17 protein-coding genes are annotated in these 17,312 nt (G+C 62.2%); 8 read left to right on the forward strand and 9 right to left on the reverse strand.

What is annotated here, in order from left to right; genetic code table 11:
* Window positions 1-73 precede the first annotated feature (73 nt).
* Complete coding sequence (locus AS9A_RS12425) at window positions 74-1,309, forward strand: multidrug effflux MFS transporter (protein WP_013807375.1); 1,236 nt, start codon at window positions 74-76, stop codon at window positions 1,307-1,309.
* On the opposite strand, the gene AS9A_RS12430 is transcribed toward AS9A_RS12425, so the two are convergent.
* Window positions 1,298-1,921, reverse strand: a complete 624-nt coding sequence (locus AS9A_RS12430) for a pyridoxamine 5'-phosphate oxidase family protein (RefSeq protein WP_202798169.1) — start codon at window positions 1,919-1,921, stop codon at window positions 1,298-1,300. The genes AS9A_RS12425 and AS9A_RS12430 overlap by 12 nt on opposite strands.
* 97 nt (window positions 1,922-2,018) lie before the next feature.
* On the opposite strand from AS9A_RS12430, the gene AS9A_RS24350 reads away from it, so the two are divergent.
* The 3 genes from AS9A_RS24350 to AS9A_RS12440 all read left to right on the forward strand — a co-directional run bounded on the left by AS9A_RS24350 (window position 2,019) and on the right by AS9A_RS12440 (window position 4,046).
* Window positions 2,019-2,168 (forward strand): hypothetical protein, encoded by a 150-nt coding sequence (locus AS9A_RS24350; protein WP_013807378.1) that lies wholly within the window; start codon window positions 2,019-2,021, stop codon window positions 2,166-2,168.
* An 84-nt stretch (window positions 2,169-2,252) separates the two neighbouring features.
* Window positions 2,253-3,221, forward strand: a complete 969-nt coding sequence (locus AS9A_RS12435; RefSeq protein ID WP_013807379.1) for a helix-turn-helix transcriptional regulator — start codon at window positions 2,253-2,255, stop codon at window positions 3,219-3,221.
* A gap of 99 nt (window positions 3,222-3,320) precedes the next feature.
* The gene (locus AS9A_RS12440) at window positions 3,321-4,046 is read left to right on the forward strand and encodes a PIG-L deacetylase family protein (RefSeq protein WP_013807380.1); all 726 of its coding nucleotides are present in this window, start codon (window positions 3,321-3,323) and stop codon (window positions 4,044-4,046) included.
* Between the two features lie 8 nt (window positions 4,047-4,054).
* On the opposite strand, the gene AS9A_RS12445 is transcribed toward AS9A_RS12440, so the two are convergent.
* Window positions 4,055-5,011 (reverse strand): CapA family protein, encoded by a 957-nt coding sequence (locus AS9A_RS12445; protein WP_013807381.1) that lies wholly within the window; start codon window positions 5,009-5,011, stop codon window positions 4,055-4,057.
* 15 nt (window positions 5,012-5,026) lie between these two features.
* Window positions 5,027-6,970: an acyl-CoA dehydrogenase family protein gene (locus tag AS9A_RS12450; RefSeq protein WP_013807382.1), complete on the reverse strand. Its 1,944-nt coding sequence runs from the start codon at window positions 6,968-6,970 to the stop codon at window positions 5,027-5,029.
* Between the two features lie 184 nt (window positions 6,971-7,154).
* Between AS9A_RS12450 and AS9A_RS12455 the strand changes: the two genes are divergently transcribed.
* On the forward strand, window positions 7,155-7,877 hold the full coding sequence (locus tag AS9A_RS12455) for a hotdog family protein (protein ID WP_013807383.1): 723 nt from the start codon (window positions 7,155-7,157) through the stop codon (window positions 7,875-7,877).
* Between the two features lie 5 nt (window positions 7,878-7,882).
* Here the strand turns inward: AS9A_RS12455 and AS9A_RS12460 are convergent, their stop codons facing one another.
* The 3 genes from AS9A_RS12460 to AS9A_RS12470 form a co-directional block, all read right to left on the reverse strand.
* Complete coding sequence (locus AS9A_RS12460; RefSeq protein WP_013807384.1) at window positions 7,883-8,728, reverse strand: NUDIX hydrolase; 846 nt, start codon at window positions 8,726-8,728, stop codon at window positions 7,883-7,885.
* A gap of 55 nt (window positions 8,729-8,783) precedes the next feature.
* Window positions 8,784-10,424 carry an acyl-CoA synthetase gene (locus AS9A_RS12465; protein WP_013807385.1) on the reverse strand — a complete coding sequence of 547 codons (1,641 nt, stop codon included), beginning with the start codon at window positions 10,422-10,424 and terminating at the stop codon, window positions 8,784-8,786.
* A 119-nt stretch (window positions 10,425-10,543) separates the two neighbouring features.
* Window positions 10,544-11,032, reverse strand: a complete 489-nt coding sequence (locus AS9A_RS12470; RefSeq protein WP_013807386.1) for an anthrone oxygenase family protein — start codon at window positions 11,030-11,032, stop codon at window positions 10,544-10,546.
* Between the two features lie 130 nt (window positions 11,033-11,162).
* Between AS9A_RS12470 and AS9A_RS22725 the strand changes: the two genes are divergently transcribed.
* From AS9A_RS22725 to AS9A_RS12485, 3 genes are all read left to right on the forward strand, one after another.
* Window positions 11,163-12,215 carry an alpha/beta hydrolase gene (locus AS9A_RS22725; RefSeq protein WP_013807387.1) on the forward strand — a complete coding sequence of 351 codons (1,053 nt, stop codon included), beginning with the start codon at window positions 11,163-11,165 and terminating at the stop codon, window positions 12,213-12,215.
* Between the two features lie 123 nt (window positions 12,216-12,338).
* Window positions 12,339-12,914 carry a hypothetical protein gene (locus tag AS9A_RS12480; RefSeq protein WP_013807388.1) on the forward strand — a complete coding sequence of 192 codons (576 nt, stop codon included), beginning with the start codon at window positions 12,339-12,341 and terminating at the stop codon, window positions 12,912-12,914.
* 170 nt (window positions 12,915-13,084) lie between these two features.
* Window positions 13,085-13,459, forward strand: a complete 375-nt coding sequence (locus AS9A_RS12485; RefSeq protein WP_013807389.1) for a DUF5709 domain-containing protein — start codon at window positions 13,085-13,087, stop codon at window positions 13,457-13,459.
* A gap of 7 nt (window positions 13,460-13,466) precedes the next feature.
* Here the strand turns inward: AS9A_RS12485 and AS9A_RS12490 are convergent, their stop codons facing one another.
* The 3 genes from AS9A_RS12490 to AS9A_RS12500 are packed head-to-tail and all read right to left on the reverse strand — an operon-like array spanning window position 13,467 to window position 17,276.
* Window positions 13,467-14,066 (reverse strand): TIGR03086 family metal-binding protein, encoded by a 600-nt coding sequence (locus AS9A_RS12490; protein WP_013807390.1) that lies wholly within the window; start codon window positions 14,064-14,066, stop codon window positions 13,467-13,469.
* 52 nt (window positions 14,067-14,118) lie between these two features.
* Window positions 14,119-15,654, reverse strand: coding sequence for an FAD-binding oxidoreductase (locus AS9A_RS12495; protein WP_013807391.1), 1,536 nt, complete (start codon window positions 15,652-15,654; stop codon window positions 14,119-14,121).
* Window positions 15,651-17,276: a multicopper oxidase family protein gene (locus tag AS9A_RS12500; RefSeq protein WP_013807392.1), complete on the reverse strand. Its 1,626-nt coding sequence runs from the start codon at window positions 17,274-17,276 to the stop codon at window positions 15,651-15,653. The genes AS9A_RS12495 and AS9A_RS12500 overlap by 4 nt, the downstream gene beginning before the upstream one ends.
* Between the last annotated feature and the right edge of the window lie 36 nt (window positions 17,277-17,312).

Below are 17,312 nucleotides of genomic sequence, written 5' to 3' on the forward strand. Positions count from 1 at the left end.
TAACAATGTCGTGTACTAGGTGGCCGGTGGCCTCACCTATCTCCTCTTTATTAATTCTCCTTGAGAAGGCGCCATGACTACCTCAGCTGTCCTGAGCGATTCTGCTCACGTCGAGGCCGACGCGCCCGCGCGCCGCGACCGGCTTCGCCTGATTCTCGTCCTTGGTGCGCTCGTGGCGCTTGGCCCGCTGACTATCGACATGTATCTGCCCGCATTTCCGGCGATCACAGCGGATTTACTCACCTCGTCAGCAATGGTGCAGCTGACCCTAACGGGAACGCTGATCGGTCTCGGTGTGGGGCAACTCATCATTGGTCCGCTATCTGACGCGCTGGGACGGCGCGTGCCCCTGATCGCAGGCACCATCGTTCATATCGCTGCGTCGCTGCTGTGCATCATCGCTCCCAATATCGCGGTGCTCGGCGCGCTGCGCACTTTGCAGGGCTTCGGGGCCGCCGCGACGATGGTCGTGGCACTGGCGATTGTGCGTGACCTCTTCACCGGGACCGCTGCAGCAACCGTGCTTTCCCGACTGATGCTCGTGATGGGTGCGGCACCGATCTTCGCCCCCGCGCTCGGCAGCGCTGTGCTCGTGGCGGGGTCATGGCGGTGGGTTTTCGCTGCACTCGCCGTTCTCGGCTTCCTGCTTCTCATCCTGGCGATCGTCGCCCTCAAAGAGACACTTCCGCCTGAGCGCCGACGGCCAGCGCGCCTTGTTCCCGTCCTGCAGACCTATAAAATCCTTCTGCGCGACAAACAATTCCTCGTGCTCGCCTTCGTCGCGGCTGCGGGAATGTCAGCGCTGTTCTCCTACATCGCCGGCGCTTCATTCGTGCTTCAGGAGGGCTACGGACTCAGCGAACAGCAATTTGCGCTCGTCTTCGCCGTCGGTGCAGTTTCACTCATCGGGGCGTCCCAGATAAATGTGCCTTTGCTCGGCCGGTTCGCGCCGCGGCAAATCGTCCTCGCCGGGCTTGCTGGCGCCTCGCTTTCCGGCGCTGTGATGCTCACGCTCGCGGTCACGCAAACCGGCGGGCTGCTTGGCTTCATCGTTCCCTTGCTGTTCGTGCTCGCGGCCGTGGGTTTCGTCCTTCCGAACGCTCCAGCACTCGCGCTTTCCCGCCATGGTGAGGCGGCGGGGACCGCTGCCGCACTGCTCGGGGCAGCCCAATTCGGTCTCGGCGCCCTCGTGGCGCCGGTCGTCGGCGTTCTCGGCAACGACGCACGCGCCATGGCAATCACCATGACGAGCGGGTCGGTGCTGGCCCTGATCGCGCTGAGCGCGGTGATGGCACGGTCACGCGTCTGACACTGCGGAAACCTGCCTCCGGACGTCAGCCTCGAACGTGAAGCGCGTCTGGCTGTAGGTGCCCTTTGTGTAGGCGTAAGCCGTCGTCGGCGTCAGTCTGTACACGACAGCGCGTCCCCCATCTGGGTGCTCGAAGTGTCCGTCGCGGACCTCGAACGTCCACTCCTGGCCGTACTTCGCCAGGTACGCCGCAGCAATGGCGCGCAGCTGCAGCTCGTCGTGGACTGGCTGCGCGCTGCCTTCAACTGCTATGTCGATGCCGGTTCGGAGCGAGTTCACGCCCGTCACCGCGGTCGCGCGCGGGTTCGCCGCCACGTTGCGCGCCTTCTGCTCATGCGCACCCGTGCAGAACCAGAACGCCCCACTAGACCAGACGCCGATAAGCGGGGTGACGTGCGGCTGACCCGAGTTGCGCACGGTCGAGAGCCAGTACAGTTCAGCGCGTTCGAGGGCACTCTGCACGTCGACCCACTCAGCTGGCGCTGCGGCGGGCTCACTGTACCGAGGGTCAAGGTGCGATTCTGGACGGGCTAAAGCGGGCGGAGCACTCATGTCGTCATCCTTCGTCAATTGGGCTTCCCCATACTGACCCGCCCCGTGATCAGAACTCATCGTGTGCACATTCTCGCACCAGCGAGCAGGGCAATCTGCGAGTTTGTGCACACGACCGACGGGTACTATCGACTCACCATCCTCGGGAAGGGTTCGCATGCCTGATCGCCAAGATTCCGACCGTTTCCGCCACCTGCCCCCAGCGGTCCGCCTCGAGGACACAATCACGTCCCAGGACACCACGACGCCGCCGGATCCGGCAGGCGGCCGGGACAATGATCGGGAATTTCCCTCTCGCTACGCTTGACCAGTACACCGCCGCCCGCACACCCGCTCTCGTGCTTGCCGAATTAGGACGTATTCTGTCCGGATTCAGTGGCACGATACTGGCATGGCGAATACGAGTGGACGAATGCTGCGGCTACTGTCCCTGCTGCAAAATCACCGCTTCTGGCCTGGAGAAGAGCTTTCAGGGCGGTTAGAGGTGAGTTCGCGGACTCTGCGCCGTGACATTGACCGGCTGCGCGAACTCGGCTACCCCGTCGATGCCACCCGGGGTGTGGCGGGAGGTTACCAATTGCGGTCAGGGTCCGCTCTTCCGCCACTGCTTCTCGACGACGATGAGGCGGTCGCAATCGCAGTCGGACTTCGAAGTGCGGCCGCCGGAAGCATCGGAGAGACGGGCGACCAGGTGACGATCCGTGCCCTGACGAAAATTGTCCAGGTCATGCCGCCCCGACTGCGCAAACGTGTGGCTGCGCTGCAGGATTACACGGTTCCGGTCTCAGCCAGACACGTCACCCCTGTGGATGCGGTGGCCCTGACGATCATCGCGCAGTGCTGCCGTGACAGCGAGCGACTCACTTTCACACACACCAAGACTGGCGGCGAATCGGCTGAGCGTCGCGTCGAACCGCACCGCCTGGTGTCGCTGGGCCAGCGCTGGTACCTGGTGGCATGGGACTTGGACCGATGTGATTGGCGCAGCTTCCGCGTAGACCGCGTTACTGGGCCCGCACCTACTGGCGTGCGCTTCCGGTCGCGTGAACTCCCCGCCGCCGACGCCGCGGAGTTTGTTCAGCGCGGGCTTTCCACGCTGTCACAACAGCACCGAATCGAAGTGGAGATTCAGGCACCAGCGGAACAGATCCGGCGTGTAGCAGGTCATTGGGCAACAATCACGCCTGCGGGAGAAACCAGCTGCGTGATGACGATGACCGTCGACGACCTCGGATGGCCAGCGCTCATCCTCGCGGCCGCGGGTGCGGAGTTTCGCGTCAGGACCCCCACAGCGCTCATCCACTACCTCCGCGACACCGCCGCTCTCTTCGTACGGGCGACGGACGGCTCCGTCGCGTAAAACGTCCGGGATAAGCTGAACCTTCGGAGGCACCAATCGGTCGCCAAGCGCGTCCAGGAAACTGCAGTAGAGACTTCATACGCTGAAAGGCAACTGGTGATGACCTATCCGGCGATAGCCGAACTCGGAACGATTGCTTCCCTCTGGGCTCATCCCGACGACGAGACATATGTGTGTGGCGGCATCATGGCTGCAGCTGCGGCAAACGGACAGCGAGTTACCTGCGTATCCGCGACGTGCGGCGAACTGGGCACGGAGGATCCGGTGGGGTGGCCACCAGACCGACTTGGACGTGTTCGCCGATGGGAAGCGTCCGCAGCAATGGCCGTGCTCGGCGTTAAGGATCATCGCTGGCTTGACTATCCCGACGGTGGACTTGCTGGAATCGACCCCGAAGAGCCTGTCGCACGAATCGCGGAAATACTCGACGAAGTCCGGCCCGACACGATCCTGACGTTCGGCCCCGACGGCGGCACCTTCCATCCTGATCATCAAACCGTCTCTCAATGGGTTGGCGAGGCGTGGAACAGATCCGGGCGGCCGGGCCGCCTCCTCCACGCGTGCCTCACCGACACTCACCTTGCAGAGTGGGGCGATGCGTACGAGCGGTGGGGCGTATTCATGACGGCAGATCGCCCAGTGGGAGTGCCCGTTGAGAAACTTGCTGTTCATCTCACCCTGGATGGGGAGCGTCTCGATCAGAAGATCACCGCGCTCGCGGCGATGCACACACAGACAGCCCCCGCCATGGCAGTGCTCGGCACGGATGCCTACCGCGCCAGCAATGCCCAAGAAACATTCATCGACGCCACCGAACCCCGCTAACCACTGATTCACCAGCGCACAGTCAGCATGCCGTCGGCCCCATCTGCCTGCCGCACCTCTGTACCTAGTTCGGCACAGGCGGCGGAAAGTCGCGCTGCGATCCACTTGCGGTCGCGTCCACTTGCAATGTCGGTGTAGGCGAACGACAGATGGATCGGCAGGACCTCGAGACGTGGTCTGCCAATCTCCGCGAACCCGATGATGCCAAGATCGTTCCGCACATCGCGGTAGCGCATGTAATCGTCGATGACGTCCCCGAGATCGTAGAAGACATGGGGTGCGCAGCCGTGGAAAACATGTGCCGAATGACCGGCAATCAGGGTGGCTCCGGATTGCACCAGCGTACGCGCACACCGCTTGAATTCCGGCAGCGGTTCGGTGGTCATGTTCGGTCCCCAGTGCGGGGTGACCAGGACCGCGTCCGCCACGCGCGCGAGGTCGTGGACGCTGCTGGTGAGCCACCCTGGAGTTCCGTTGCGCACATCCGCGTACGCGGTGCCAGCGCGGACGTTCGTTGCAGCGAAATCCGATGGGTGATCAGCGAAACCCACAACCGCAAGGCGGAATCCGTGCTTCACAAGCACAGCCCCACGCCGTGCTTCGGCAACGGAGCCACCTGCCCCGACAGCGCCGATTCCCGCCTCGCGGAGGTAACGCAGCGTGTCGTGGAATGCGCTGTACCCGTAGTCAAGGGCATGGTTGTTTGCGAGATTTACGCAGTCGACGTTCAGCCAGTTCAGCACCTCGACCGCAGAAGGTGGTGCACGGAAGTGGAAGGGCTTGAACGCCGGATCCCACTTTTCACCCCGATCAGATATGCAGCATTCGAGGTTTGCGATGACGCAGTCAGCGTCGGCCACCACTTCCCGGAGCGCAGGCGAGAAGAGCGTGTACGGACCGTCTTGCCGCAGACGGTCCGCAACGCCGCGGCCCAGCATTGTGTCGCCGAGAAGTGCGACCCTCACCCTTCCAGTGTGCCGTTACTCCTTGGTTGACGGCAGGTAGGGCCGCCGCAGGTTTTCCTCAGTACTCGCCTCCGCTTTCCAGTCAGAGATCCAGGGCCCGGTACCTTCGCTCGCGTCGAGGACCCCTGCTTCGAGCCAGGTGTACCGGCCGTCGAGCACCCCATTCGCGATGTCGTGGTCGGTGTCGTCGGTGTTGTCCCAGAGGGCGTCGAACAAGCGGTTTACCCGCAGACGCGCCTGCTGGCAGTACGCGTCGGCAAGCTCGTGCGCCGCGGCCCCGCGTTCCGGATCGTCAGCCCTCTCCTGCTCGGCCCGGACGCACGAGGCAGCCATTGCGAATAGTTCCGCACCGATGTCGACGATCCGGCCAAGGAAGCCTTGCCGGTATTCGAGTTTCGCTTGCCAGCGTGCCATGCCGTACACCATGGCGCGCGCGAGCTTGCGTGACCGCCGCTCCACGAAGCGCATGTGCTGAGCAAGGTCACCGAACTCGGCATACGACGTCGGAACTTGCCCTTTGCCAGCGACGAGGTGCGGCATCCACCGAGCGTAAAAACCACCGGCGCTCATCGCTGACTTCGCCTTAGTTTTTATGTCGGCCTTCGGATTGACAAGCTCTCCGGCGGCTGTCAGGTGAGCGTCGGACGCTTCACGAGCAACGATAAGCCGCATGATCTCGCTCGAGCCCTCGAAGATCCGGTTGATTCGCAGATCGCGGAAAAGCTGTTCAGCAGCCACTGCCCGCTCACCGCGCGCTTTCAGTGACGCCGCTGTTTCGTAACCGCGCCCACCGCGAATCTGAATGAGCTCATCGGCGACCACGCAGGCCATCTCGCTGGACCACAGTTTGGCGAGCGCGGCTTCGATACGGATGTCGTTGCGGCCTTCGTCTGCCATCTGGGAGGTAAGTTCGACCACTGACTCGAGCGCGAACCCGGTGGCGGCGATGAAGGAGATCTTCGAGGCGACCGCGCCATGCTTGCCGACGGGCCTGCCCCACTGGACGCGCTCCGCAGACCACTCCCGAGCGATCTTCAGTGACCATTTTGCAGCTCCCGTGCACATCGCCGGGATTGCAAGACGACCCGCATTGAGGGTGGTCAAAGCGATCTTCAGGCCATCGCCCTCTCGCCCGATCAGGTTTTCCTTCGGCACGCGAACTTTGTTCAGGCGGGTCACCCCATTCTCCAGGCCCCGCAAGCCCATGAACTCGTTGCGGCGTTCCACTGTGATACCAGGAGAATCGGCTTCGACGACGAACGCCGAGATACCGCCACGCCGACCGTCACCCTTTGGCACGCGGGCCATCACCACCAAAAGTTCCGCGACGACCCCGTTTGTAGTCCAGAGCTTCACGCCATTCAGTTCGTAGGCTTCGCCGTCCTCGATAGGGGTAGCGCTCGACGCCATCCGTGCCGGGTCGGACCCCACATCTGGCTCTGTCAGCAAGAAAGCGCTGATAGCGCCTTTCGCGCACCGCGGGAGGAACCGTGCCTTCTGCTCGGGAGTGCCTGCAAGTTTTAGCGGCTCTGGAACGCCGATTGACTGGTGCGCTGAAAGCAGCGCACCAAGGCTCGGATGCACAGACCCGACGAGCATCAGCGCGCGGTTGTACGCGATCTGCGAGAGCCCCTTCCCGCCGTACTGCGTCGAGATCTTCAGACCAAAGCACCCTAGCTTCGCAAGTTCGGCGACATACTCGTCCGGAACACGGTTGTCGCGCTCGATGACTGAGCTGTCCATTTGCGCGCACACACGCTCGAGCTCAGTGAGGAATTCCTCCGTGCGCACGGCGACCTCATGTGGCTGCCGCGGGAACGGGTGGATCAGCTCAAGTGGGAACCGGCCAAGGAAGATTTCCTTCGCGAACGACGGTTTTGCCCACCCTGATTCGCGCGCCTCTTCAGCGAGTTCGCGTGAATCCGCCTCAGTCGCATGAACTTTCTCGTCAACGGTCATGGGATGTCCTCCAGAAGGGACGGTTGTTACTCGCGAGTATCTTTATGTGATCCAGATTACACTTATTTGCACGCGCGTCTGTGGACTTAAAACAGAAATTGCGGGCATCCCATGACACAGGCCTAGGCTTGATGACTAGGCGGCAGAGACAGGGCCCCGCACGGGCTCGGGCCAGGAGATCACCATGACAGCGGACGTCATCCGGATTGATCCGCGGTACTGCGGACCATCCGATTCTGGCAATGGCGGTTACGTCAGCGGATTGCTCGCGGCGTATGTGGAGGGGCCCGCGCGGGTTCGCTTGAAAATGCCGCCACCGCTGAACAAGCCGCTCACCGTGGACGTTACCGCTGAGGGCGCACGCCTGCGCGACGACGATCAGGTCGTCGCCACTGCCACCTCCGCGAACGTGCAGGTCGTCCCACCCAGCGCGCCATCGATGCCTAAGGCGATCGCCGCGACACAGGGGTTCCGTGGGAATACCGACCACCGTTTTCCCCGGTGTTTTGTGTGTGGTCCGGAACGCGCGCCTGGCGACGGGCTGCGGATTTTTCCTGGCCCGGTCGAAGGCCAGGATCTAGTTGCGGCTCCGTGGGTGCCGGAACCTGATGTGGGCGAACACGGTCTCGTTAAGGACGCTTTCATTTGGGCGGCCCTTGACTGTCCTGGCGGTTTCGCTGTGTGGCCCGACGATCCCGAAGTTGCCGTCGTACTCGGCGAGCTCGCGGTGCGGATCGACAAGCCCGTACACATCAGCGCGTCGCTGCGTGTCATTGGCTGGCCGCTCGGCATTGAGGGTCGCAAGCGCACCTCGGGGACTGCGATATTTGACTACAACGGCGACGTACTCGCCGTTGCTGAGGCAACATGGATTGCCGTTCCAGCTGCGAATTTCACGACGGGGTAACTCGACTATGTTGTCGCGTTCGGACGGTCTGCCTGCTGCAGATAGTAGGCCTCGCAATTGGGAAAGATTGTTCGCAGCTGGCCGTCATGACGCTCCATAATCGGCTGGATCGCCGGGAGTGGCTCTCCGGCACGCGCGTCGTCCCGCAGCGCCGACACCTCCTGCGTCGACTGAATATCAAGCAACCGTGTCAGCTGACACCATGTCGGCGGCATGAGCACACTGTTGCCGAGGCGCCACTCTGCTATAGCAGCTGAGGGGGCCATCCAGGTGCACTCATCGGCCTCTGATGTCTCCCCATCGGCGTCTTGGCCTTCCGGTAGGACAGCGAGAAAGAAGCGTGTGTCGTAGCGGCGCGGGCTAGGTTCCGGCGTGATCCAGTTGTCAACCGGAAGCAACAGGTCGGCCCGAAGGGCGAGCCCATACTTGCGCAGGATCTCCGCGATGCTCATCGTCCCGGCTACCAGTTCGCCGCGATGCTGCGCTGCCCCGTCAGCTACCTCACTGGCCGACAGTTCTGTGCCGTCGCTGCGGCACGCCAATAACGCGCCGCATTCTTCGAAGGTCTCACGAACAGCCGCGCAGACAAGCGCTTTCGCGGTGGGTACTGGCACGTCAAGGCATCTGGCGAAGTCGTCCGGCCTCCATGACCCTGTATCTCCGCCGAACCACGGCACGCTCGTGTCGAAATCACTCTCTTCGACGCTCCCGCCCGGAAACACCGTCATCCCCGCCGCGAATGCCATGGACTTCGTCCTGCGCTGCAGGAACACCTCGAGAAGCCCATCCGTTCGACGATCGCCATCACGAACGAGGATCACTGTCGCTGCGTCGCGTACCGCGGTACCCACTGAACATTCGCCCCTTCACCCGCGCCGCCTTTGACAGCCACGATACCGGGTGCAGTTACGTGTCGACTTCCATCTCTACGAGCACGCGGCGAAGTAGTTTGCCTGTTGCATTGCGGGGAAGCTCGTCGAGGAAAACCACATCCCGCGGCACCTTGTAACGCGCGAGGTTGCTCTTGACGTACTGCTTGATCTCCTCTGGGTCCTTCGCCGAGTTCGCCTCTGGCACCACGAAGGCCCGCAGGCGCTTGCCGAACTCCACATCATCGACACCCACTACCGCAGCGTCAGAGATATCGTCACGTTCTACCAGCAGGTTCTCGACTTCCTGCGGGAACACATTCTCACCACCGGAAACGACCATATCGTCGTCACGCCCATCGACGAAGAGCAGTCCGTCCTCGTCGAAGTGACCCATGTCGCCGCTCGACATGAACCCATCAATGATCTGCTTGTGCCGACCGTCCGTGTATCCCTCGAACGGCGCTCCGCTGCGAATGAAGATCCGCCCGCGCTTGTTACTGCCGGTGATGCGCTGATCATTCTCATCGAACAGAACTACTTCACAGGTGATCGGTGATCGCCCGACAGTGCCGGGCGCGCGGCGCAGTTCACTGGGATTCGCGACAGTGGCGATCGCGCACTCGGTCGAACCGTAGAGGTTGTAGAGGACATCCCCGAATGTGTCCTGCGCCCGCGTTGCTAGTTCAGGAGTGAGCGCGGAGCCTGCTAGCACGATTGCTTTCAGCGAGGACGTGTCGTACTTCGCCCGTGTTTTCGCGTCAAGTTCGACCATACGGTGGAGCATCGTCGGCACTGCGACGAGCATTTCCGCTTTGTGATCCGCGATCGCTTTGAGTGCGGCTTCCGCTTTGAAGCGGCGCATCGTGACGACCTTGTTGCCGAGCGCCGCACTGATCAGCCAGGTCGCGAGACCGGTGCTGTGGAAAATCGGGGAGACAATGACGACGCTGCCTTGTCTGGGGAAGGGGATGCGATCGACCACTTGAGCAGTTGCCAGGGGCGTCACCTTGTCACGGGGTGCCCCCTTAGGTAGTCCCGTCGTGCCGCTTGTCAGAATTACGAAGCCCGCTGGCTTCTTCGGTGCTGGCAGTGGGTCAGTAGAGCGACTAGCGATAAGTGCGTCGATCGACGCGGCATCCTCTGGCACGTCATCGTCTTCGTCAACCCAGGTGAGGATGCGAGGCAGTTCGGGAGGCAGGGCGTCGAGCAAGCCAAGGAATTCGCTGTCGTGCAGGATCGCCTTCACCTGCTCGCGTTTGCACACCTCAGCGAACTGCGGCTTGGCGAAGCCCGTATTCATGAGCACAAGCCGGATACCTGCTTTGCCAGCCGCGCACATCGACAGGAGCAGACCTCGATGGTCACGCGCGAGGATGCCCACCGCCGATCCTTCGCTGAGACCAAGCTCCTTCATCGCCCGCGCAAGCGCTGTCGACTGCTTGTCGAGCTCGCCATACGTGAGCTCGCCACGCTCATCCGCGACCGCGGGCAGATTGGCATATTTGCGACCACCCTGGATCGCCATGGTGGCTTGAGGACCATAAACCTTCGAGTTCTTTGCGGCCTCGAGGCTCACACCGAGTTTCGAAAGATCAACGATTCCCCGCTGCTGGAGCACCACGGCCGCCTTCGCGACCTCCCCGATATGACGCAGCTTCGTCGACAATGACGCCATGTAGCCCCCTTCTAAGACGCAGCGCAGCCCATTATGTGCGCAATGTCACAGCCTTTTCATGGAGGCTACCAGAGGCGGTCCGCAATGTCCGATCCCTCCGCCACACAGCCCTTTTGGAGTCAGGCGAGGGCTAGGGCGAGGCACAGTGCTGCTGCGGCCGCACATGCCGTGGCAGTCCGCACCAGGTTGAAGCGAACCCACCGCGGCTCGAAATGTGCTCTCGCAGACCGCAGGTGTGCAGCGTTATCTTCCGGGTCCGCCGCTTCGAGTTCCACGTTCAGCGGAATGTTCACCCGCCCGGTGATGACCATCGTGGTGGCGTACATCAGCAAAGCCACCCCAGCAGCCACGGCTGGTCCGACTGCCCCGGAGATCGCAACCAAAGCGACAGCCACAACAATGAAGAATGCGGAACCGATATACACGCTGAGGAACCAGGGATTGACGATCGCACTATTGATCCGTTGCATCGCATCGATGAAGACACGGTCCGGCATCGACCGCAGCGCGAGCATTACTGAACAAGCGTAGGCGAAGAAAAGCCCCGCGCTCAGTCCGGTCAGGAAGGTTGCGAACGCGAGGACAATAAGCGCGGCGGTATCGAGCATCAGTGATCGGCCTCCTTCCAACCCAGTCTCGCAGGTGATCATCTGGGACGCCAGCGCGGCTGACCGCACTCAGACGATCGCCACGGCTAGTGGGAGATGCCGGAAAGCAATTCTCTGATAGAAAGACCTGATGCAACCCCGTATTGCCGCATTTGCCGCGCAGCACGCAGCGCGGGCGGCGTCAACGCTCGTGGGAATGACACCTGACCTGTGGTGGGCACCGATTGCAGGCCCACGCCCAACGGTGGACGGGCAGCGGATGAGCGCGCGGCTCGCGACTTTCTCCAGAGTCCTTGCGCCCCAGCTCGCTGCTCGCACGCCACCGACTGAGCAGGCACGATGGCGAATGGAGAAGCTCGCCCAGCTGAGTGCCTCCCCCGAAAAGTTCTCAGTGCGCGTGACCGAGTCGACCGTCGCTACCCCTGGCGGGACGGTTGCGTGCCGTCTATACGAGCCAGAAGCAGCAACTCCGCGAGGTCTCCTCGTCTATATCCACGGCGGTGGCTGGCATTTGGGCAGCGCCGCGGGTTATGACGCAGTCGCGACCTTCTTGTCTTCCCGCATCAACACCCGCGTGTTCTCCCTCGACTACCGGCTCGCACCGGAACATCCTTTCCCTGCGGCATTCCTCGACGCGCTTGCTGGGTACAAATACGCCGTCGAGCAGGCAGCGCGCTGGGACGTCAGCGGTCCGATCGTCATCGCCGGGGACAGCGCAGGCGGCAATCTCGCGGCCGCCATCGCCTACGCACTTTCGACAGACGAGAACTACCGGCCAGATCTTGTTGCGCTCGTTTATCCAGCGCTGGATGCGCGCCTCGACCGGTACCCGTCGAGCGATCTCTTCACCACCCCGCTTAGCCGGGCGTCGGTCGACCGGGCATTCGATTGGTATGTGCCCGAGCAGCACAATCGCACTGACCCGCGTTTCAGTATCGTTGGGGCTGACAAAATCTCAACTATGCCGCCGACGTACATCGCTACCGCGGGAATGGATGTGCTGCGCGACCAGGGTGAGAGGTTCGGGAGCGAGTTGAAGGCTGCGGGCGTACCGGCGACCGTGCAGCAGTTCCCCAACATGCCGCACGGATTTCTCAGCATGCTGGTCGACCCGGGTGCGCGCACAGCGTCCGGGCGGATTGCTGAAGCCATCCGCGCGCACATGCTGAACGCGAGTGCATGACAGGTGATTTGCGAAACCGTCGCGGTTGCGTAACTGCGCTTCTCATCCGATAGCGCTGTTATTAGCGTCTACATCATTCTGTTGGTCGACGGCACCCAAGGGTGCGTTGGGACTTGGCAACCGATGACAACGAAGCGCACCTCAGCCCTAGCAGCACTTGCCGCCGCAAGTCTTCTTGTTGTGCCCGCTTATGCCGTGGCCGATACGACATCGCCCGAATGCGAAGTGTCCGATTCTGTCTTTACTTGCACGTTCGATGCCCCGGGAGAGCACGTTTTCGATGTTCCTGACGGAGTTGAATCCATAACGGTCAGCGCGACCGGCGCGCATCTGGCCGCACCAAACGACGAGACGCCCGATAGTCTCGCCGAGACGGTCACAAGTGAGGTGACTGATCTCTTCGCGACGCTGTATATCTCGGTGCCACTCACGGGCGAGGGCGGCGCAGCTGAAGTGGCGACTGACCTTGATGACACCGACACCCGGATTGTTATTGCGGCTGGTGGCGACGGGGCCGAATCTTCGCTCGGCGACGATCAGGACCTGGCGGAACCCGAGGCAGCACCGAGCGTCGTCATTAGCTATAGCGTCGATGAGCAGATAGGCTCCGACCCCGCGACGTGCCCCGGCCTTTGCATCGACGACACTGTTTACAAGCTCTACGAGTTGATCATGTCGAACGCGCAGCAGCCTCAGTAGTCGGTCGTGTGCACAAACGTGCACTGCAGCCATTGATTTGGTGCTCAACCGTGCACACAAGCGAGTTGCGTCTCACAGACTCGTCCCCACCCGGGTTTGACACACCGGCACATCGGGAACACTTCCGGTAAGCACGCGCACACCTCTACGCGCGGCCGAAGGAGACGAGCATGACTGACCCATACGGCCACGAAGCCGATTCCGAACCTGAAGACCAGCTCCAGCCCGAGGACTCACTTATCGACCGAGGGGTGGACGACGCCCTGGACGAGGGTTATTCGCCGCCGGAAAAGCCACTCGCTCTCGACGACGATCCTGACGAATCTCTCGATGACCGACTTGCCCGCGAAGTCCCAGAAACGGGCAGTGATCCGTCGGACGGAGGCGTCGAAGATCCACGTTCTGGTCGCTTAGTCGCGCCGGAGCAGGACCCCGACAATGAGGGTCAGCGCGTTCCCTCCGCAGAAGATGTAGGAATCGACGGTGGGGCTGCGTCAGCTGAAGAAGCCGCGGTGCATGTGGTCGATCCGGAAGTTGAAAGTTAGCGCTTTATCATGACCCCGGCCTCCAGTGAGGGTCGCGCCCGATCATGCCAAGTAGGCGCTCTTGCAGGGGCGCTTCGCTGGATACCTTCACTTCAGGCCCGAAGACGACGACGCCTGGCCCGAATGCGCCGGGGGTTCGCATCTGCTCGAGCATCTGTGGCGGCAACGCAGACGTGCCTGCCCAGATCCGCTCGACATCGTCTTGATCCATCGTGTCGTCCTGATTTGTTGCCCGCGCGAGGTCCCAGCCGTGAAGCACCATGTCGTCACTAACGACCCGATCGACATGATTCTCGACAGTCATTGAACCCGCGGGGCTCGTGATCTCACTGACCGCTACCTCGTTGTTATCGAGGAGGCCCTCCACGTCGCCCCGGGCCGCCCGGAAAGCGGAAAGTGGGTCTTCGTCGACTGAAGGGGCCGGGCTGAGTTGACGGCCCAATGGACGCACCATCACGGCGTGCATGTCGACGATGTGGCGGACTACATCGCGGGCGGTCCATCCCTCGCACGGGGATGGGCGCTCCCAGTCGTCGGGGGCGGTGCCCGCGACTTTCGCTTCGAACGCGTCGGCGTGCTTGCGGTACCTGTCAGCAATGGGACTCATATTTTACTGACCTTCCGGAACCAGCAGATTCATCGGCATTGTCACATCGCGTCTACCGTCGAACCGGGATGCTCTGTTCATTGCGGAACACATCGTTCGGGTCGTAGGACGTCTTCACATCGACGAGTCGATCGAAGTTCTCGGCGTAGTACTGCTGCTCCCAGTTGGTGAGTGCGCGATTAGGGAAGTTCTGGTAACTTTCGTCCGGGGTGTGGGGTGCGATCGCGGCAATGACAGCGTCAGTCCACTGGTTGAGGTCATTTCCCACCGACGCTGGAGCGTCATTAGGCCAGACTGTTGTCGGTCGCAGTAGCGTCGACATGCCTCGATGGACGTACGCGGTTTCGGTTCGCCCGAACGCGTTGACCACATCTCCCCCGACCCACCCAAGCGACCAGATTGATCCATTCGCATCGTCCGATCTGCTCGGGCACGCGACCAAGAGGTCGACCAGTTCCCCGACGGCACTCTCGGGAATCGGCTCCGAGGCGTACCTCGAGATGTCACCCCAGGAATGGGACGGTTGTTCGTCGGTGGCGAAGATCCGCTGCGCATCCCAGAACCCCATTTCTGTGATGTTCTGACTGTCTGGCTGTCCCGCCGCGGCGATGACAGGGGCCAGGAGGTCGCGCAACTCGTCCGCAGGCCCGATGTACTGGCCGTGTGTATTGACCTGGATCGCCGCCTCGGGCCCACCGCTTCCGATTTCGGTGGCCTGAGCGTAGGCGTCAGCGTTGAACGCCGCGGGTGCTGTGGCGCTGAGAATGTTGAAGGCATTGAGCATCGCGCCCGCCGCATCCGCGCCGCTCCAATTAATGTCGAAGTGGGTGATGGGGTGCCGAGGGACTTCCGCCAGCGCGAACGTGAAGGCCGTATTGATCCCGAAATTCCCGCCCGCACCTCCGCGACACGCCCAGAACACATCCTCGTGCTGAGAGTTGCTGGCATCCAGGACGTTCCCCCCGGCGGTGACCATGCGGGTCGCGGTCATGCGATCACTCGCGAGCCCCGCCCAGTGGGTGTTGAAACCGATGCCCCCACCCAGTGCGAGGCCGCCGTAGCACACAGCAAGGCACGTCCCGCCCGGGAGGAAGAATGGACCGTCGGCGCTGGCCGCGAGCATCGCTCTGTTGCTCGCCGCGCCACCGAGCACCACTGTGCCGTCACTGTCGTTGATCTGCACCGAATCCAGGACAGAAATGTCGATCAGCAGCCCAGTAGTTGTCGAGAATCCGGCGTAGCTGTGCCCGCCCCCACGGGCCACTGGTTGCACGCCATTCTGAACGGACCACTCCACGCACGTCGCTACGTCCCCCTCGTCAGCGACCTGCGCTACCGCGATGGGTCTGGTGCCGAGGTACCGGCCGTTCGCCGAAGCACTGCGTGCTTCGTATTCGGCGTCACCGGGCCGTAGCAGCGTGCCGCGCAGCCGCGCAGCAAGTTCGTCGAGCGCGCTCGTTCCCACCTGCGCCGCGGCTGGTGGGCCGGCGCCATTCGCCGAACACCCGATGAACGTCGCGGTCATACTTGCTCCGAGAAGAATCGCTCCTGCGCGAAGTGCCTCGCGCCGCGAGAGGTGTGCGCTCATTCGATGACCTCCACCGCTTCCATCATTCCGAGATCCTCGTGGGAGAGGATGTGGCAGTGCTGCACGAACTGACCGGTGAAGTCCTCGAAATGGGTTTCGAAGGTGAAGGAGTCACCCGTGCCACCGGTAAGAACCCATGTGTCGCGCCACAAGGGTTTGTCGAGTGTTTCCCCGTTTATCTTCGTGATCTTGAACGGGTTGACGTGAATATGCAGAACATGGGCGTGACGCGCTAGCTTCGGGTCAGTCGCGTTGATGATCGTCCACTCTTCCGCCGTTCCGAGCCGCGGCTGATATGGCTCACGTTCGGGGCTATACGGCAGCCCGTTGATGCCGAACGTATCGAACTCGTTGTCGGGTTCACGTTCAACCGTGTAGCGGACCTCGCGCGTACGCGCGATCGGCGGCATCGGCGGATCATACGCAGGTAGCGTCGACGGCAAATCCATTTCAGGCCCCTCGCCGACCACCTCAAGAGTGAGGATCGGCCGAACCTCGAGTTCTCCGGTGCTCATTGGTGACGGTTCATGCGGGGAATGGTCCTCGCTCGAACCCCCAGGGTCATTGGGACTGTGCGGCATGCCCGGAATATCTGGATGCTGGCTAGACCCGGGAGTAAGCACCAGGTTGTACGTGCCCGGTGCACCCGCTTTCACGAGTAGTTCGACCCGGTTCCCGGCTGAGAGCAGCGCGACGTCGTTGGGCTCCGGTTCCGCAAGTGTCAGTCCGTCCCAAGCCAGGACATTCAGCTCATGACCTTCTAGGGCCAGCGACATATATTTACCCTCAGCAGCGTTGACGAGCCGCCAGCGCTGCACCTCACCCGGATACATCGTAATTTTCGGCGTCAGACGGCCGTTGACGGTATAGAGGATTTGTGTGCGAGGGAAGAATGACTGCTCGGTGGTGGGGTACGGGATGGGCTCGGCCAACTGGAAGTCGTCGTCGAGTTCGATGGCCTGCAGCACCATCACCTGTTCTTTCGCGGCCTGCACCTCGGGCACCCGGTCGATCTCGCCGCGCACGATGATCATCCCAGCCATCCCAGCCCTTACCTGCTGACATACGGCCCCGTGACGGTGCGGGTGGTACCAATGAATTCCTCCGGGGTGATGGGCAGGTATTGGGATCTCATAGCGCTGTCTTCCGCCCGGAGCGATGCTAAGGAAAACGTTGTCCCCGTTCCCTTCCGGGGAAACGTGCAAGCCATGAGTGTGAATATTCGTCGTCGTCCATTCATGGGGACGCGACATGTCAAACGGCCCCATGTCCTCATGCGAAGCATGGAGTTCCGGCAGATCATTGATCAGATCTATGCGGAGGGTGTCCCCTGCCTGAACCTCCCACGTTCGCCCGGGCACCATGCCGTCATAGGTATAGGTCGTCACTGGCTTCTCGGCGCCCATGTCGACTGACGCAACAACACTAGTCAGCGACACCGCGAGCACACCGCCAGCGCTGCGGACTACCTCCGGAACGTGAAACTCATCCGGATCTGCGCTATCCCCGCTCGCCTCGTGTCGTATCGACGCGCAACCGACGGCCGAGCCACCAAAGAACGTGCCTAGTACCGCCCCGAAACCAAGTCTCAGCGCCATGCGGCGACTGACTATCAGCCCCATGGAAATCTCCTCATGAGCGGTCGGCGACAGACTGCT

Source organism: Hoyosella subflava DQS3-9A1 (genome assembly GCF_000214175.1).
Taxonomy (GTDB): Bacteria; Actinomycetota; Actinomycetes; order Mycobacteriales; family Mycobacteriaceae; genus Hoyosella; species Hoyosella subflava.

Bases quoted from the DNA above. Each gene is read 5' to 3' on its own strand.
- AS9A_RS12440 (WP_013807380.1), top strand. From the start codon at position 3,321: ATGACCTATCCGGCGATAGCCGAACTCGGAACGATTGCTTCCCTCTGG.
- AS9A_RS12425 (WP_013807375.1), top strand. From the start codon at position 74: ATGACTACCTCAGCTGTCCTGAGCGATTCTGCTCACGTCGAGGCCGAC.
- AS9A_RS12430 (WP_202798169.1), bottom strand. From the start codon at position 1,921: ATGAGTTCTGATCACGGGGCGGGTCAGTATGGGGAAGCCCAATTGACG.
- AS9A_RS12500 (WP_013807392.1), bottom strand. From the start codon at position 17,276: ATGGGGCTGATAGTCAGTCGCCGCATGGCGCTGAGACTTGGTTTCGGG.
- AS9A_RS12480 (WP_013807388.1), top strand. From the start codon at position 12,339: ATGACAACGAAGCGCACCTCAGCCCTAGCAGCACTTGCCGCCGCAAGT.
- AS9A_RS12490 (WP_013807390.1), bottom strand. From the start codon at position 14,066: ATGAGTCCCATTGCTGACAGGTACCGCAAGCACGCCGACGCGTTCGAA.
- AS9A_RS12495 (WP_013807391.1), bottom strand. From the start codon at position 15,654: ATGAGCGCACACCTCTCGCGGCGCGAGGCACTTCGCGCAGGAGCGATT.
- AS9A_RS12485 (WP_013807389.1), top strand. From the start codon at position 13,085: ATGACTGACCCATACGGCCACGAAGCCGATTCCGAACCTGAAGACCAG.
- AS9A_RS12455 (WP_013807383.1), top strand. From the start codon at position 7,155: ATGACAGCGGACGTCATCCGGATTGATCCGCGGTACTGCGGACCATCC.
- AS9A_RS12470 (WP_013807386.1), bottom strand. From the start codon at position 11,032: ATGCTCGATACCGCCGCGCTTATTGTCCTCGCGTTCGCAACCTTCCTG.
- AS9A_RS24350 (WP_013807378.1), top strand. From the start codon at position 2,019: ATGCCTGATCGCCAAGATTCCGACCGTTTCCGCCACCTGCCCCCAGCG.
- AS9A_RS22725 (WP_013807387.1), top strand. From the start codon at position 11,163: ATGCAACCCCGTATTGCCGCATTTGCCGCGCAGCACGCAGCGCGGGCG.
- AS9A_RS12465 (WP_013807385.1), bottom strand. From the start codon at position 10,424: ATGGCGTCATTGTCGACGAAGCTGCGTCATATCGGGGAGGTCGCGAAG.
- AS9A_RS12435 (WP_013807379.1), top strand. From the start codon at position 2,253: ATGGCGAATACGAGTGGACGAATGCTGCGGCTACTGTCCCTGCTGCAA.
- AS9A_RS12450 (WP_013807382.1), bottom strand. From the start codon at position 6,970: ATGACCGTTGACGAGAAAGTTCATGCGACTGAGGCGGATTCACGCGAA.